13 protein-coding genes and 2 tRNA genes are annotated in these 16,962 nt (G+C 53.4%); 5 read left to right on the forward strand and 10 right to left on the reverse strand.

Annotation, left to right across the window (positions count from 1 at the left end):
• Positions 1 to 23: 23 nt before the first annotated feature.
• Positions 24 to 629 (reverse strand): thymidine kinase, encoded by a 606-nt coding sequence (tdk, locus tag WLO31_RS11320; RefSeq protein ID WP_435926698.1) that lies wholly within the window; start codon positions 627 to 629, stop codon positions 24 to 26.
• 552 nt (positions 630 to 1,181) lie between these two features.
• On the opposite strand from tdk, the gene hns reads away from it, so the two are divergent.
• On the forward strand, positions 1,182 to 1,592 hold the full coding sequence (gene hns / locus WLO31_RS11325) for a histone-like nucleoid-structuring protein H-NS (RefSeq protein ID WP_435926699.1): 411 nt from the start codon (positions 1,182 to 1,184) through the stop codon (positions 1,590 to 1,592).
• A 97-nt stretch (positions 1,593 to 1,689) separates the two neighbouring features.
• Here the strand turns inward: hns and WLO31_RS11330 are convergent, their stop codons facing one another.
• From WLO31_RS11330 to rssA, 5 genes are all read right to left on the reverse strand, one after another.
• Positions 1,690 to 2,700 carry an NAD-dependent epimerase gene (locus WLO31_RS11330; protein WP_435926700.1) on the reverse strand — a complete coding sequence of 337 codons (1,011 nt, stop codon included), beginning with the start codon at positions 2,698 to 2,700 and terminating at the stop codon, positions 1,690 to 1,692.
• 14 nt (positions 2,701 to 2,714) lie between these two features.
• A complete protein-coding gene (locus tag WLO31_RS11335; protein ID WP_435926701.1) occupies positions 2,715 to 4,055 on the reverse strand; it encodes a UDP-glucose dehydrogenase family protein in 1,341 nt (446 codons plus the stop codon).
• Positions 4,056 to 4,079: 24 nt separating this feature from the next.
• Positions 4,080 to 4,988 carry a UTP--glucose-1-phosphate uridylyltransferase GalU gene (gene galU / locus WLO31_RS11340; RefSeq protein WP_435926702.1) on the reverse strand — a complete coding sequence of 303 codons (909 nt, stop codon included), beginning with the start codon at positions 4,986 to 4,988 and terminating at the stop codon, positions 4,080 to 4,082.
• Between the two features lie 201 nt (positions 4,989 to 5,189).
• The gene (gene rssB / locus WLO31_RS11345) at positions 5,190 to 6,203 is read right to left on the reverse strand and encodes a two-component system response regulator RssB (protein WP_435926703.1); all 1,014 of its coding nucleotides are present in this window, start codon (positions 6,201 to 6,203) and stop codon (positions 5,190 to 5,192) included.
• 93 nt (positions 6,204 to 6,296) lie between these two features.
• Positions 6,297 to 7,205 carry a patatin-like phospholipase RssA gene (rssA, locus tag WLO31_RS11350; protein ID WP_435926704.1) on the reverse strand — a complete coding sequence of 303 codons (909 nt, stop codon included), beginning with the start codon at positions 7,203 to 7,205 and terminating at the stop codon, positions 6,297 to 6,299.
• 111 nt (positions 7,206 to 7,316) lie between these two features.
• On the opposite strand from rssA, the gene WLO31_RS11355 reads away from it, so the two are divergent.
• The 4 genes from WLO31_RS11355 to WLO31_RS11370 all read left to right on the forward strand — a co-directional run bounded on the left by WLO31_RS11355 (position 7,317) and on the right by WLO31_RS11370 (position 9,364).
• On the forward strand, positions 7,317 to 7,775 hold the full coding sequence (locus WLO31_RS11355; RefSeq protein ID WP_435926705.1) for a YchJ family protein: 459 nt from the start codon (positions 7,317 to 7,319) through the stop codon (positions 7,773 to 7,775).
• Positions 7,776 to 7,833: 58 nt separating this feature from the next.
• A complete protein-coding gene (gene purU / locus WLO31_RS11360; protein WP_435926706.1) occupies positions 7,834 to 8,676 on the forward strand; it encodes a formyltetrahydrofolate deformylase in 843 nt (280 codons plus the stop codon).
• Positions 8,677 to 9,162: 486 nt separating this feature from the next.
• Positions 9,163 to 9,247, forward strand: a tRNA-Tyr gene (locus tag WLO31_RS11365).
• Positions 9,248 to 9,279: 32 nt separating this feature from the next.
• A tRNA-Tyr gene (locus WLO31_RS11370) sits at positions 9,280 to 9,364 on the forward strand.
• A 670-nt stretch (positions 9,365 to 10,034) separates the two neighbouring features.
• On the opposite strand, the gene narI is transcribed toward WLO31_RS11370, so the two are convergent.
• From narI to WLO31_RS11390, 4 genes are read right to left on the reverse strand one after another with little or no spacing between them, the layout of a single operon-like run.
• Complete coding sequence (gene narI, locus WLO31_RS11375; RefSeq protein ID WP_435926707.1) at positions 10,035 to 10,712, reverse strand: respiratory nitrate reductase subunit gamma; 678 nt, start codon at positions 10,710 to 10,712, stop codon at positions 10,035 to 10,037.
• A gap of 2 nt (positions 10,713 to 10,714) precedes the next feature.
• A complete protein-coding gene (gene narJ / locus WLO31_RS11380) occupies positions 10,715 to 11,416 on the reverse strand; it encodes a nitrate reductase molybdenum cofactor assembly chaperone (RefSeq protein WP_435926708.1) in 702 nt (233 codons plus the stop codon).
• Positions 11,413 to 12,948 (reverse strand): nitrate reductase subunit beta, encoded by a 1,536-nt coding sequence (narH, locus tag WLO31_RS11385; protein ID WP_435926709.1) that lies wholly within the window; start codon positions 12,946 to 12,948, stop codon positions 11,413 to 11,415. Before narH ends, narJ begins: the two co-directional genes overlap by 4 nt.
• Entirely contained in the window at positions 12,945 to 16,691 is a 3,747-nt protein-coding gene (locus tag WLO31_RS11390; RefSeq protein ID WP_435926710.1) for a nitrate reductase subunit alpha, read from the reverse strand. Before WLO31_RS11390 ends, narH begins: the two co-directional genes overlap by 4 nt.
• Positions 16,692 to 16,962 lie beyond the last annotated feature (271 nt).

Here is a 16,962-nt window from a genome sequence, read left to right on the forward strand (position 1 = left end):
TATTGCAGCCTGTCGCCGCAAGGCTAATCGCGCTGAATAGCCTGCAGGGAGCCTTTTTGCAGCGCATCTTTATAATGCTTGCGGCAAACCGAGACGTAACGCTCGTTGCCGCCGATAACCACCTGCTCGCCCTGATTATAAGGCCGCCCTTCGCTGTCCAGACGTAAAACCATACTGGCTTTACGGCCGCAGAAGCAGATAGTTTTTAGCTCAACGAGTTTATCTGACCATGCCAGCAAATATTGGCTGCCGCCAAACAGCTCGCCGCGGAAATCCGTTCGCAGGCCGTAACACAATACGGGAATATCTAATTCATCCACCACGTCTGATAAAGCATGAACCTGTTCACGCGTCAGGAACTGGCTCTCATCAACCAGAACGCAATGGACGGGCGCACGCTCGTGCTCATTACGGATATCATCAAACAGCGATGTGGAAGGGTTATACAGTTTCGCAGGCGATGACAAACCGATACGGGAACTTACCTTTCCTGAACCATACCGATTATCAATCTCTGCGGTATACACCAGCGTGCGCATACCTCTTTCCTGGTAATTATAGGAAGACTGAAGTAACGCCGTGGATTTCCCGGCATTCATCGCCGAGTAGTAGAAATAGAGTTGCGCCATTCGCAGATAACCTAAGTCAAAGTGTAAATATTGTTAACGAGAGGATTATACCATAAGCTGCGGCCCCGGCTCGCCTCGCAGCGCGCTTTGCACCTGAGCTTTACATACGATGATATATAAGCGATTGCTAAAAATTACCGCATCATATAAGCACGCTGGCTCTGACGTAAAACGCCTCTAACACCCAGAGTTTTCAGACTTTTTAAAGCAGAAATGCAATTTAATACAACGATAATTAATATTATCCCGTTAAGAATATTCAGCCATTCGCGCAATAATACCGACGGCGGATATTTAGCCATTGATGCTACATAACCTCAATTTTTCTAAGTTCACCCTCCAGCTGTTGCTCCCGGACGGTTGTTGAAAAAGTGAGTTACACCACTTTTTTTGTGCTTCACTTCGAGCCCAATTTAAGTTAGCGAACTTTAATAAAAGCGGTAAATAAGCTTAATTTTTGGATTCCTTACATTCCCCCCTATTGCAGAACTTAATTTAAGGCACTATTATTACCCCAACAAGCCACCCTAATATAAGTTTGAGATTACTAAAATGAGCGAAGCACTTAAAATTCTGAACAACATCCGTACTCTTCGTGCACAGGCAAGAGAATGCACTCTTGAAACTCTGGAAGAAATGCTGGAGAAATTAGAAGTCGTCGTTAATGAGCGCCGTGAAGAAGAAAATGCCCAGGCTGCAGAAATTGAAGAGCGTACCCGTAAACTGCAGCAATACCGTGAAATGCTGATCGCAGACGGTATCGATCCTAACGAATTGCTCAACAGCATGGCTGCTGTTAAATCCGCAGGCAAAGCTAAGCGTGCTGCACGTCCGGCTAAATATCAGTATATCGACGAGAACGGCGAAACCAAGACCTGGACCGGCCAGGGCCGTACTCCGGCTGTAATCAAAAAAGCGATGGAAGATCAGGGTAAAAAACTGGAAGATTTCCTGATTTCCTGAGCCCTACGCTTTAAGTGTGCAGCTTATTAAATCCCGCCCCGGCGGGATTTTTTTATTCCGCATATAAAAAAAGGAAGCCGCGGCTTCCTTTTACTGCTTAGCTTACCTTGTAGAAGGCTTTATACCATTCAACAAAGCGCGCCACGCCGTCTGCGACAGAAGTTTGCGGCTTAAAGCCTATGACATCATATAAGGCGCTCGTATCGGCGCTCGTTTCCAGCACGTCACCCGGCTGCATCGGCAGCATATTTTTCTTCGCAACCTTGCCCAGCGCTGTTTCAAGCGCGGTAATATAATCCATCAGCGTCACCGGATCGCTATTGCCAATGTTATATACGCGATAAGGGGCGGAACTGGTTGCCGGCGAACCTTGTTCTACCGTCCATGCCGCATCGGCTTGCGGAATGATATCCTGCAAACGCACAATCGCTTCGACAATATCATCAATATAAGTAAAATCGCGGCGCATTTGTCCGTGATTGTATACATCAATACTATTACCCTCAACGATTGCGCGGGTGAATTTAAATAACGCCATATCCGGACGGTACCATGGGCCATAAACGGTGAAAAAGCGCAGCCCGGTTGTCGGTATGCCATATAAATGGGAGTAAGTGTGCGACATCAGTTCATTGGCTTTTTTAGTCGCGGCATATAAAGAGACCGGATGATCGACGGAATCATCGGTTGAGAATGGCAGCTTACGATTTAATCCATACACGGAACTTGATGAGGCATACAGTAAATGCCCTACTTTATTATGGCGACAGCCTTCCAGCACATTCAGATGCCCGATAAGGTTTGAATCGGCATAGGCATGAGGATTATCGATGGAATAACGCACGCCCGCCTGCGCGGCCAGATGAATGACGCGATCGAACTGCTGCGTAGCGAATAGCTCCTCCATCGCGCTGCGGTCGGCGAGATCCATTTTTTCGAACCGGAACTGGGGATGCGGCTTAAGTAAATCAAGGCGGGCGAGCTTGAGGTTGACATCATAATAGTCATTCAGGTTATCGATACCGATAACCTGGTGACCGGCAGCAAGCAGGCGCTCGCTAACATGAAATCCAATAAAACCTGCTGCGCCGGTAACCAGAAATTTCATACAATCCTCATTTATTATGCAATATTGATGGACGCTCCGCGGCCAATTGCATAATAAACAAAGCCGCGTTTGCTGAGTCTCTCAGGATCATACAGGTTACGGCCGTCAAAGATAACTGGTTGCTTCAGGGTTTTCTTAATGATGTCAAAATCCGGCACGCGGAAGCTTTGCCATTCGGTACAAATCACCAGCGCATCCGCTCCCTGGAGCGCCGCTTCTTTCGTTCCCATCAGCTTCAGATCGCTTCGGTGTCCATAGATGCGCTGGGTTTCATCCATCGCCTCTGGATCGAACGCCTGCACCTGAGCCCCGCGTTCCCACAGCGCTTCCATCAGGACGCGGCTGGAGGCCTCACGCATATCATCGGTGTTTGGCTTAAAAGAGAGTCCCCACAACGCGAAGGTTTTACCCTTCAGGTCTTCGCCAAAATGACGGCGAATAAACTCGGGAAGCTTCATCTTTTGCGCATGGTTAACCTGCTCTACCGCCTGCAGCAGGCGTGGCTGATAACCAATTTGCTCAGCGGTGCGAATCAACGCCTGCACGTCTTTCGGGAAGCAGGAGCCGCCGTAACCGCAGCCAGGGTAAATAAAGTGGTAGCCAATACGCGGATCGGAACCAATGCCCTGACGTACTTTTTCAACGTCTGCGCCTAACAGTTCTGCCAGGTTTGAAATCTCGTTCATAAAGCTGATTTTGGTCGCCAGCATACAGTTAGCGGCATACTTGGTCAGCTCGGCGCTGCGGATGTCCATCAGGATCATACGGTCATGGTTGCGGTTAAACGGCTCGTAGAGTTCACGCAGCAGGTCCACCACATCTTCGTTATCCGTACCAATAACGATACGTTCAGGACGCATACAGTCAGAAACCGCGGCGCCCTCTTTAAGAAACTCAGGGTTTGAGACGACGTCAAACGGGATAGTTTCGCCACGCTCTTTAAGCGTTTGCTCCATTACGCTGCGAACTTTATCTGCCGTACCCACGGGAACGGTAGATTTATCCAGCACTACCTTATGAGAGGTCATATGTTGTGCGATGGTGCGGGCAACGGCGGTTACATATTTCAGATCCGCAGAGCCGTCTTCGTCCGGCGGCGTCCCCACGGCGATGAACTGCATCTCGCCATGATGCACTCCCATTTCAGCGTCGGTGCTGAATGAGAGACGGCCTTCTTCGTAATTTTTCTTCACCAGCGGCGTCAGGCCCGGTTCAAAAATCGGGATCACGCCATTTTTCAGGTTTTCTACTTTCTTTGCATCGACATCGATACACATAACTTCATGGCCGACTTCTGCAAGCACTGCTGCCTGGACAAGCCCAACGTAGCCGATACCAAATACGGTAACTTTCATCTTTCTATCCTGCGTTGAATTGAATTACTTCTTCGCGCCAACGGTCTCTTCAAGCCAGGCTTTAAAATCTTCGCCGAGGCTCTGATGACGAATGCCGTATTCCACAAACGCCTGCATGTAGCCCAGTTTGTTACCGCAGTCATGGCTCACGCCTTTCATGTGATAGGCTTCAACGGTCTGTTTTTCCATCAGCATAGCGATAGAGTCGGTCAACTGAATTTCGTCGCCCGCGCCCGGAGGCGTTTTGGACAGCAGCGGCCAGATGTCGGCGTTCAGGACATAACGTCCGACAACGGCAAGATTGGAGGGGGCAACGCTGGCTTTAGGCTTCTCAACTATACCGACCATCGGCACGCTGTCGCCTGCTTTTAATTCAACGCCTTTACAGTCAACCACGCCATAGGCGGTAACGTCTTCTACAGGCTCAACCATAATCTGGCTGTAACCGGTAGCATCAAAACGTTTAATCATCTCCGCCAGATTATCCTGGGAAAGATCGGATTCGAATTCGTCGAGAATAACGTCCGGCAGAATGACCGCTACGGGTTCGTCGCCGACCACGGGATGCGCGCACAGCACCGCATGACCCAGACCTTTGGCCAGTCCCTGGCGGACCTGCATAATAGTAACGTGCGGCGGGCAAATCGCCTGCACTTCATCCAGTAGCTGGCGCTTCACGCGTTTTTCCAGCATGGCTTCCAGTTCGAAGCTGGTATCGAAGTGGTTTTCGATGGAGTTTTTCGAAGAGTGCGTCACCAGAACAATTTCAGTGATACCCGCCGCGATACATTCGTTTACGACGTACTGAATTAATGGTTTATCTACCAGCGGCAGCATCTCTTTCGGAATTGCCTTAGTAGCCGGCAACATGCGCGTTCCCAATCCCGCAACAGGGATTACTGCTTTTCTAACTTTAGAATTAATGGCAGCCATTGAAAAACCTCCTGGACTGGTCAAGTGTTAAACTTGTTCGTCAATTTAAAAACGCGTTCGAGTATATCAGCTTAAAAACTAAATCTGCCGCTGATTACCCGCAGCGCGGGTAATTTAAGACTAATACGAATCGGTATGACGCGATATTACCACCAGCCCAGGCGGGGGAGAAAAGCTAAATGTAATCAGTGGTTCAGGTGCTCACTCCGCAGACAACATTAAGCGTAAACGGCCGCCTGCGCCCCATACCTGACACTGCCAGGCTTCGCAGCTCTGGCTAATTTGATTCAGATAAGTATTGCCTAAAGTACCTAATGGCACACCGTTACTGACCTGAATTTGATGCTCTCCGGTATTTAAGGTGGCGTTGAGGCCGGCGGAGACCAGAATAAGGTTTTTTAATGCGCTGTGATAATAGCCAACAATGAGCGGAAATTGTCCGGTCAGATTCGCCTGCCGCAATAACTGGTTCACCTGTTTAAGCAGATTACCTAATTCCGGCAGCCGCTGGCGCTGATGGGAAAGCTGCTCCTGAAGCAGGCCGTTGAAAAGCGCACGCAGCAGCAAGGCTGCCAGCACGCCGTTATCGCCGGCGCGCGTAACGTCAAGACAATAAAAAGCGAGATCGTTTTCAGAAAGCGGCGCGATATCAAGCACAAGGCCTGGCTCGTCGGCTGCAACAAGCTGGCGGTAATTAACCCGGCAGTGGGACATGACCTGCTGCACCGGCGGCTGCAGTTCCTGAAGCAGCTTCGCGGCGGCCTGTGGGTCGCTTACCAACGCATCCCAGTCCTGGAAGAGGCGCTCTTCTTCTTCGACACGAGAGTTAAACATTGTCGGGTAGAGGCAGGCGAAGACGGTTTCACGCAGGCGGCTGAGGTCTTTTATCGGCTTGAGCAGCACGTCCTGTACGCCCAGGCGCAGCGCTTTAGCGATATCCGACATATTTTCCGTGGCGGAAATCACCAGGATAGGCATCTGATTGCCCTGGTTACGAATATGCTCAACCAGTTTAAGCCCGTTCATGCGCGGCATAGCAAGATCGCAGATCAGCAGATCGGGCGACAGTCCCAGCATTTTTTCCAGCGCATCAACGCCGTCCCGCGCTAAAGAGGTGACGGCACCAAGCGAGGAGAGATAGCTATCCAAAAGGGAGCGGAAAACAGGCTCATCCTCAACGATGAGGATCTGTTTTCCCGCAAGTGGCTGTGTCATGCTCTCTCCTCTGCCCGATAATCAGTAAATAGTGGCATGGTCTGGCTCTGAGCGCCCTTCAGAATTACCTGAAGATGTGTAAAATCCCAATGTTCAGTCATGGGTGCGAACCAGCGGCAGCAGTTCATCCATCTTTTTTTCTACCGCCTGAGCCCCGGCGGTAATGGCTTCCGCCGCACGATGGAAATCCAACGTAGAGATTTGCGGGCAGAACGGCTGCAGTAAAATATCCGGCGGATCGCCCGCCATGCGGTTGCGTTTCAGCCGGTTTTCCAGCACCTGAATCGAGGTGGTCATGATTTCCATCGCCGTCGGCGACGAGAAAGCCTGCCGGGTTTTCATTTTCCCTAACTGCTCACGCAGGCGAGCGTGCCAGGTGGCAGGTTGCCCACCCTCTTCTTTTATCGAGCCGCTCACGTTCATGGACAATAAATCCTGTTGCATCAGGTGGGCATCGTGCTGCAAATCTACTGCGATAACAATATCCGCTCCCAGAGCGCGCGTTAGCGAAACAGGAACAGGATTTACCACCGCGCCATCCACAAGCCAGTAGCCGTTATAGCCCACCGGTGAAAGAAGCCCCGGCATGCTGCACGAGGCTCGCACAGCCTGATGCAGATCGCCGTCGGTGAACCAAAGTTCACGACCGGTACTCAGGTTACAGGCCACGGATCCAAAGCGCAGACGGCAGCTTTCGATTGATTCTTCGGGGATAATTTTGCGAATGTTGTTAAAAACTCTTTCGCCGCGCAGTAGACCTCCGCGACGCCAGGAAAGGTCCATCAAACGTAATACGTCCCAATAGCCAAACGATCTTACCCAATGCTCCATGACGGGTAACCTGTTGCAGGCGTAGGCGGCACCAACCAGCGCGCCTACTGAACATCCCGCAACGATATCAATTTGTATACCCGCCCGCTTTAACGCATTGATCACACCAATATGTGCCCAACCTTTTGCTGCTCCCGACCCTAACGCCAGGCCGATTTTTACCTGTCTCATTCCGCCTCGGTCAATCTCTACAGGATTTGCATCCCGTGGCGCCTTCGCCAATGCTCAGTTAACATAGCGCTGCCAGGCGTTATCACGCCGATTACTTTTTAAGGAGTTACTGTGGCGCAACTTTGTCCTTGTGGCAGCGGTTTGGAGTATAGCCTATGTTGCCAGCCTTACCTACGCGGTGAAAGCCTGCCTGGGACACCGGCACAGCTTATGCGTTCACGCTATTGTGCATATGTGATGCAGGACGCGGAATATCTGCTTGCAACATGGCACCCGGACGTGCGCCATGAAACGCTAAGTACAGATATTGCTGCCAGTTTTACCGGCACGCGGTGGCTCGGCTTAACCATCTTTGAAGAGGCTAACGGCCGCAGCAGCAACGAGGGATATGTCAGTTTTGTAGCGCGTTTTGAAGAAAAAGGCCGTGAAAGCGCCATTATCGAACGTTCCCGTTTTTTAAAAGAATCCGCTCGGTGGTATTATATCGACGGTACGCTTCCCCAGCTGGGACGTAACGACCCTTGCCCATGCGGCTCGGGGAAAAAATTTAAAAAATGTTGTGGGCGTTAAGCTTCCGGGCCGTAACCACACTCTTTTAGCAAACACCGTTCACAGGATTTAGCAAGCGATGCAAGCACCGCAACGAAAAGTACTTCGCACTATCTGCCCTGACGCAAAGGGCCTGATCGCCAAAATCACCAACATCTGTTACAAGCACGAATTAAATATCGTGCAAAACAATGAGTTCGTCGATCACCGTACCGGCCGCTTTTTTATGCGTACCGAGCTCGAAGGGATCTTTAACGACACTACCCTGCTTGCCGACCTGGACGGCGCGTTGCCTGAAGGCTCCGTACGCGAACTGGCGCCGGCAGGCCATCGCCGCATCGTTATCCTGGTTACCAAAGAAGCCCACTGCCTGGGCGACCTGCTGATGAAAGCCACCTACGGCGGCCTGGACGTTGAAATAGCTGCCGTGATCGGTAATCACGATACGCTACGCACGCTGGTTGAACGCTTCGATATCCCCTTCCAGCTTGTCAGCCACGAAGGCATGACCCGCGAGGAGCACGATACGCAGATGGCTGACGCTATTGCCGCATACGAACCTGACTATGTTGTGCTGGCGAAATACATGCGTGTGCTTACCCCGACGTTCGTATCACGTTTCCCGAACCAGATAATCAATATTCACCATTCGTTCCTGCCGGCATTTATCGGCGCACGCCCTTATCACCAGGCGTATGAGCGCGGCGTGAAGATTATCGGCGCCACAGCGCACTACGTGAACGACAATCTGGACGAAGGCCCAATCATCATGCAGGACGTGATTCACGTGGATCACACCTATACCGCAGAAGATATGATGCGGGCGGGCCGCGACGTGGAGAAAAATGTGCTGAGCCGCGCCCTGTATCAGGTGCTGGCCCAGCGCGTGTTCGTCTACGGCAACCGCACCATCATTTTATAATTATCCGCAGATGAATCGTTTAGCTTTACAACGTTACGCGTAAAAAAACGGCAAACGATTCATTTTCTTACAGCGAAAGCTTTACAGCGACGCTTCATTTGATATGATGCGCCCCGCTTCCAGCTAAGGAAGCAGGCCAGTAAATGTCATACCCCGTGGTGGGGTTCCCGAGCGTTCATAAGGGAGCTGACTGCAAATCTGCCGTCATCGACTTTGAAGTTCGACCCGAGCGCCAGCGAGAGAACGTAGCGAAAGCAACGTTTATCCTTCCACCACCGGAATGAAAACAGTTCGTATATGTTTTAAAAAGTAATACCCCGTGGTGGGGTTCGCGAGCGTTCATAAGGGAGCTGACTGTAAATCTGCCGTCATCGACTTTGAAGTTCGACCCGAGCGCCAGCGAGAGAACGTAGCGAAAGCAACGTTTATCCTTCCATCACCGGAATGAAAACAGTTCGTGATGTGTTTTAAAAAGTAATACCCCGTGGTGGGGTTCCCGAGCGGCCAAAGGGAGCAGACTGTAAATCTGCCGTCATCGACTTCGAAGGTTCGAATCCTTCCCCCACCACCATCTACAAAGCTGAACTAAAAGCCCATACCCCTGGCGGGGTTCCCGAGCGGCCAAAGGGAGCAGACTGTAAATCTGCCGTCATCGACTTCGAAGGTTCGAATCCTTCCCCCGCCACCATCTTCCAGATCAAATCCAGACATTCCAAATCGCACAATCTTTCATATTCCCGATGGGGAAGGACGAGAAGCTTCGACTAAGGTTCGACTCACGTCAGTGAGAACGCGGCGCCAGCAGCGGTCATCCTTCCCCCGCCACCATCTTCCAGATCAAATCCAGACATTCCAAATCGCACAATCTTTCATATTCCCGATGGGGAAGGACGAGAAGCTTCGACTAAGGTTCGACTCACGTCAGTGAGAACGCGGCGCCAGCAGCGGTCATCCTTCCCCCGCCACCATCTTCCAGATCAAATCCAGACATTCCACTTCCATATTCCCGATGGGGAAGGATGAGAAGCTTCGATTAAGGTTCGACTCACGTCAGTGAAAACGCGCGCTGCGCGGTCATCCTTCCCCCGCCACCATCTTCCAGACCAAATCCAGATATTCCAAATTACACAATCTTCCAGAATCCCGATGGGGAAGTATTTAACCTGTCTGGCCCGTCCAATTTTTCGGTGGATGGCGCATTCGCTTATCCACCCTGCGCATAACCTTGCATTGAGTATTCGCTTCCCTGCCCTGCAATCTATCGGTGCAGGTTTTGCGAGCCCCATCCGCGCCGGGCCAGACAACAGGCAAAAAAATACCCGGCCGGAGCCGGGTATTTATCACTCTTTCAATAACGCTTAGCGACGAGCGCGAACAACCTGATACCTGCGCGTCAGATATTCTACCGGCGCGCTCCATACGTGCACCAGACGGGTGAACGGGAACAGCAGGAACAGCGTCATGCCCAGCACCAGGTGCATGCGAAAAATAAACGCCACGCCGTCCAGATGCGCAGATGCGCCGCTCTGGAAGGTCACAACCGACTGCGCCCAGCCCACCAGCTTCATCATCTCGCTGCCGTCCATGTGCTGTGCTGAGAAAGGAATGGTAATCAGGCCCAGCGCGCACTGGATCATCAGCAGGCTTAAGATCAGAATATCGGCCACGGTAGAAGTCGCGCGGATGCGTGGATTAAACAGACGACGTTTAAGCAGCAGCAAACCGCCTACCAGCGTCAGCACGCCGCAGGCGCCGCCGGCAATCATCGCCATTTTCTGCTTCACATCAACCGGCAAGAATGACTCATACATCCAGTGCGGAGTCAGCATGCCAAGAAGGTGGCCGGCAAAAATCCCCAGAATCCCGACGTGGAACAGGTTTGACGCCAGGTTCATGCCTTTTCTGTCGAGCATCTGGCTGGAGCCCGCTTTCCAGGTATACTGGCCATAGTCATAGCGCAGCCAGCTACCCAGCAGGAATACCGTACCGCAAAGGTACGGATAGATGTCATAGAAGAACACATTCAGAAAATGCATTATCACTCTCCTCCAATATTCAGATACTGCGGGGCCACGGCCCCGGCAAAGCGACGCTGGTGGCTGGTAATTTCAGACTCACCGCAGCCCTGGTCGGCAATAAATTTCACCTGCTCTTCTTCCCACACCGCATCCAGCGCCTGTGGCGTATCGTCACGGGCTTCGTCGGCGATCTGTTTGCTTACGCTGTCAACCGCGACGTCGCTTTCCGACAGGCCCAGCAGCACGTCAAACAGCGCGGCATAATCGCTTTCACGCTGTTTCAGACGCGCGCTCAGCAAGGCCAGAATCGGCGCGACATCCTGCAGGCCACCACGCGCTTCTGCGGTGGTTCGCTGCGACAGATATTCAAGATACAGCGGCAGGTGATCCGGCAGCTCGCGGCTGTCGATCTCCATACCGGCCTGCTCATACTGCCCCATCAGGTTAACCATCGCCTGACCACGATCGCGCGATTCGCCGTGAACGTGTTCAAACAGCAGCAGAGAGGTTGCGCGACCGCGGTCGAACAATTCGCTGTAGCCTGCCTGCGCATCCAGCAAATCCCGGCTGCACAGCTTAGTGATAAAGTCGTTAAGTAAAGCTGCCTGTTGCAGCGTTAACGCCTCACCTTCCGCCAGCGCCTCGCGTAGCTCCTGCTGATGCTGCCACAGGGCAGCATCCGGATACTCAAGCAGGCGGGAAACGATCAGAAGTTCAATCATGCGCGCGGCTCCGTTTTATTGGATACATCAATCGCGTCAATACGTTTGCTATTGAAAAGATTGAATTTGCTGTCGCTGCCGTGGCAGCCGTCGCCGAAGCTGAAACCGCAGCCGTTACGTTCAGGGAACGCATCCGCCGCCAGTTCGCGGTGGCTGGTTGGGATCACGAAACGATCTTCGTAGTTGGCAATAGCCAGATAGCGATACATCTCCTGCGCCTGAGCCTCGCTCAGACCAACTTCTTCCAGCGCGCTGATATCGTGGACGCCGTCAACGGTTTCAGCGCGTTTATAGTGACGCATCGCCATAATACGTTTGAGCGCGCTAATTACCGGTGCGGTATCACCCGCGGTCAGCAGGTTTGCCAGGTATTCAACCGGAATACGCAGGCTTTCAACGTCAGGCAGAATGCCGGTGTGCGGCAGCTGGCCCGCGTCAGCCGCAGACTGAATTGGCGACAGCGGCGGCACATACCAGACCATCGGCAGCGTACGGTATTCCGGATGCAGAGGCAGAGCCAGCTTCCAGTCAATCGCCATTTTGTAAACCGGCGACTTCTGCGCGGCATCAATAACGCTTTGTGGCACGCCGTCTTTTAAAGCCTGTTCGATAACGGCCGGATCGTTCGGGTTAAGGAACACGCCCAGCTGGCGCTCATAAAGATCTTTCTCATGCTCGGTGCTTGCCGCTTCTTCAATGGCGTCCGCATCGTAGAGGACCACGCCGAGGTAACGAATGCGCCCTACGCAGGTTTCGGAGCAGACTGTCGGCATACCAGCTTCGATACGCGGATAGCAGAAGATGCACTTCTCAGATTTGCCGGTTTTCCAGTTGAAGTAGATTTTTTTGTACGGGCAGCCGGTGACGCACATACGCCAGCCGCGGCATTTGTCCTGGTCGATAAGGACAATGCCATCTTCTTCACGCTTATAGATGGCGCCGCTCGGACAGGTTGCCACACAGGCCGGGTTAAGGCAGTGCTCGCACAGGCGCGGCAGATACATCATGAAGGTGTTTTCGAACTGGCCGTACATCGCCTTCTGCATGTTCTCGAAGTTCTGATCTTTGGCGCGTTTTTCAAATTCGCCGCCGAGGATCTCTTCCCAGTTCGGGCCCGCTTCGATTTTGTTCATGCGCTGGCCGGTGATCAGCGAGCGCGGACGCGCTATCGGCTGATGCTTACCTTCCGGCGCGTTATGCAGATGCTGGTAGTCATAGTCAAACGGCTCGTAGTAATCATCGATGCCCGGCAGATGCGGGTTAGCGAAGATTTTACCCAGCAGCATGGCGCGGTTGCCCATGCGCGGCTGCAGTTTGCCGTTGATTTTACGGATCCAGCCGCCCTTCCATTTCTCCTGATTTTCCCAGTCGTTCGGGTAGCCGATGCCCGGTTTGGTTTCCACGTTGTTAAACCACGCGTACTCCATCCCTTCGCGGCTGGTCCAGACGTTTTTACAGGTCACAGAACAGGTGTGACAGCCGATGCACTTATCAAGATTCAGCACCATGCCGACTTGTGAACGAATTTTCATTTTACGCTCTCCTGTTTCTGGTCGTTGCCTTCGCCGTCTAACCAGTCAATATTTTTCATCTTACGAACCACTACGAACTCGTCGCGGTTTGACCCCACCGTACCGTAGTAGTTAAAGCCGTAGGCCAGCTGCGCGTAGCCGCCGATCATATGCGTCGGTTTCGGGCTGATACGGGTGACCGAGTTATGAATACCGCCGCGCTGGCCGGTGATTTCAGAACCAGGCAGGTTCACGATACGCTCCTGGGCGTGGTACATCATCGTCATGCCTTCCGGCACACGTTGGCTGACCACCGCACGCGCGGTCAGCGCGCCGTTTCTGTTGAACACTTCAATCCAGTCGTTGTCCTCGATACCCAAATCTTTAGCATCGGTTTCACTCATCCACACGATAGGACCGCCGCGCGAGAGCGTCAGCATCAGCAGGTTATCGCTGTAGGTGGAGTGAATGCCCCATTTCTGGTGCGGCGTCAGGAAGTTCAGCGCTTTTTCCGGGTTGCCGTTGGATTTTTTACCCATCACGCCTTTCACCGAGCGGGTATCAATCGGCGGACGGTAAACCAGCAGGCTTTCGCCGAAATCACGCATCCACTGATGATCCTGATACAGCTGCTGGCGACCGGAGAGCGTACGCCATGGGATCAGTTCGTGAACGTTGGTGTAGCAGGCGTTATAAGAAACGTGTTCATCTTCAAGGCCGGACCAGGTCGGGCTGGAGATGATTTTGCGCGGCTGGGCCTGAATATCACGGAAGCGAATTTTCTCTTCAGCTTTTGGATTAGCCAGATGCGTATGGTCGCGACCGGTAAACTCTCCGAGCGCAGCCCAGGCTTTCACAGCCACCTGGCCGTTGGTTTCCGGCGCCAGCGTGAGGATCATTTCTGCAGCATCGATCGCCGAGTTGATCATCGGCTGGCCTTTGGCCGGGCCTTCAGCTTTGGTGTAGTTCAGCTTGCGCAGCAGATCCATTTCAGACTGGGTGTTCCAGGCGATGCCTTTGCCGCCGTTGCCGATAGTTTCCATCAGCGGGCCGATAGAGGTAAAGCGTTCATAGGTTGCCGGATAGTCTCGTTCAACCGCCACCAGGTGCGGAGCGGTTTTACCCGGGATCGGCTCGCACTCGCCCTTTTTCCAGTCCATCACGCCAAACGGCTGAGCCAGCTCTGCGGCGGAGTCGTGCTGGATTGGCAGCGTCACCAGATCCGTTTCTTTACCAAGATGGCCAACGCAGACCTCAGAGAATTTCTTCGCGATGTCTTTGTAAATCTCCCAGTCGCTCTTCGATTCCCAGGCCGGGTCAACGGCGGCGGAAAGCGGGTGAATAAACGGATGCATATCCGAGGTATTCATATCGTCTTTTTCATACCAGGTCGCGGTAGGCAGCACGATATCGGAATAGAGGCAGGTGCTCGACAGGCGGAAGTCCAGCGTCACCACCAGGTCCAGCTTACCGTCGAGGCCGTTATCTACCCATTCGACTTCTTCCGGCATTACGCCGCCTTCTTTACCAAGGTCTTTGCCCTGAATACCGTTCTCAGTACCCAGCAGGTACTTAAGCATGTACTCGTGGCCTTTACCGGATGAGCCCAGCAGGTTTGAACGCCAGACGAACAGGTTGCGCGGGTGGTTGTTGCCCGCGTCCGGCTGCTCCGCCGCAAAGCGAATGTCGCCGCTTTTCAGCTGCTGTACGGTGTAATCCGCCGCGGACATGCCAGCCGCTTTCGCCTGCGCCGCAATGGTCAGCGGGTTGGTATTTAACTGCGGAGCGGACGGCAGCCAGCCCATGCGCTCGGCGCGCACGTTAAAGTCAATCAGATGGCCGCTGTAGCGGGATTTATCCGCCAGGGGAGAAAGCAGCTCTTCCGCCGTTAACGACTCGTAGCGCCACTGGCTGGAGTGGTTATAGAAGAACGAGGTGCTGTTCATATGACGCGGCGGACGCTGCCAGTCAAGGGCAAACGCCAGCGGCGTCCAGCCGGTCTGCGGACGCAGCTTTTCCTGGCCCACATAGTGCGCCCAGCCGCCGCCGCTCTGGCCGACGCAGCCGCAGAAGATCAGCATGTTGATCAGGCCGCGGTAGTTCATGTCCATGTGGAACCAGTGGTTCATACCGGCGCCGACGATGATCATCGAACGGCCATGCGTTTTATCCGCGTTGTCTGCGAATTCGCGGGCAATACGGACGATGTTCTGGCGGGAAACGCCGGTGATCTGCTCGGCCCACGCCGGGGTATAAGCTTTCACATCGTCATAGCTGGTCGCACAGTTTTCATCGTTCAAACCGCGATCGAGGCCGTAGTTCGCCAGCGTCAGGTCGTAAACGGTGGTCACTAGCGCGCTGGTGCCGTCGGCCAGCTGAATGCATTTTACCGGCAGCTTGTGCATCAGCACGTTATCAAGCTTAACGTTGCTGAAGTGTTCGCTGCTTTCGCCGCCGAAGTACGGGAAGCCCACGTCAGCCACTTCATCATGGCTGCCGAGCAGGCTCAGGCGCAGTTCGGTTTCTTCACCGCTGGTGCCGTCGCGCTGTTCCAGGTTCCATTTGCCCTTCTCGCCCCAGCGGTAGCCGATGGAGCCTGTCGGCGCCAGCAGATCGCCGCTCTGATTATCGACAGCAACGGTTTTCCACTGCGGATTGTTTTCCTGGCCCAGACCATCCACTAAATCGGACGCCCGCAGCATACGACCGGCGGCATAGAAGCCGTCGCGCTCTTCGAGCATCACCAGCATCGGCATATCGGTGTAACGACGCACATAGTCGGTAAAGTACTGGCTTGGGTTGTCCAGATGGAACTCGCGCAGCATGACGTGGCCCATCGCCAGCGCCATGGCAGCATCGGTGCCCTGTTTCGGGGCCAGCCACTGATCGCACAGCTTGGCGATTTCCGCGTAATCTGGCGTGACCGCAACGGTCTTGGTACCTTTGTAACGCACTTCCGTAAAGAAGTGAGCATCCGGCGTACGAGTCTGCGGAACGTTCGAACCCCAGGCGATGATGTAGCTGGAGTTGTACCAGTCGGCGGATTCCGGCACGTCGGTTTGTTCGCCCCAGGTCATCGGCGACGCGGGCGGTAAATCGCAGTACCAGTCGTAGAAGCTCAGGCAGGTGCCGCCAATCAGGGAAAGATAGCGCGCGCCGGAAGCGTAAGAAACCATCGACATAGCAGGAATCGGCGAGAAACCGGCGATACGGTCAGGGCCGAACGTTTTGGCGGTAAAGACGTTTGCCGCCGCAATCAGCTCGTTCACTTCCTGCCAGCTTGAGCGGACAAAACCACCGCGACCGCGGGCCTGTTTATAGCTTTTTGCTTTTTCCGGGTCGTTGATGATGGAAGCCCAGGCGTTAACCGGATCGGCATGGCGGGTTTTCGCTTCGCGCCAGAGTTTAATCAGACGCTTGCGCATCAGCGGATATTTCAGGCGGTTGGCGCTGTAGAGATACCAGGAGTAGCTGGCGCCGCGAGGGCAGCCGCGCGGCTCATGGTTTGGCATATCAGGACGAGTACGCGGGTAGTCGGTTTGCTGGGTTTCCCAGGTGACCAGACCGCTTTTGACATAAATCTTCCAGCTACAGGAACCGGTGCAGTTTACACCGTGGGTGGAGCGCACAACTTTATCGTGCTGCCAACGTTGGCGGTAGCCTTCTTCCCAATCGCGATTGGTATCGAGCAGCTGGCCATGCCCATCGGCAAAGGTTTCGCCCTTCTGTTTGAAGTAACGAAACCGGTCAAGAAACTTGCTCATCGGAGTTCTCCTGATGTGGAGCCTGGAGGCTCTATCTTATGAAATCGACATTGCTGATTTGCAGGCACGGTAACGCGCTCATATGGCGGGATAATTGACAACGATCAACTGTGCAGAGGTTGTTTGTCGGACAAATTGCGCCATATACCACCAAAGGATACCCCGCTATAAAATAACAACCTTTTGATTTTAATAATTTTATTTCCCATTTCGCTTTATAGTGAGTAGAAAAATCGCCCCCGGAGGTATTAAGGGGTAGACAAGACCTCCC

The sequence above is a fragment of the Dryocola sharpae genome, assembly GCF_051307055.1.
Classification (GTDB): Bacteria; Pseudomonadota; Gammaproteobacteria; order Enterobacterales; family Enterobacteriaceae; genus Dryocola.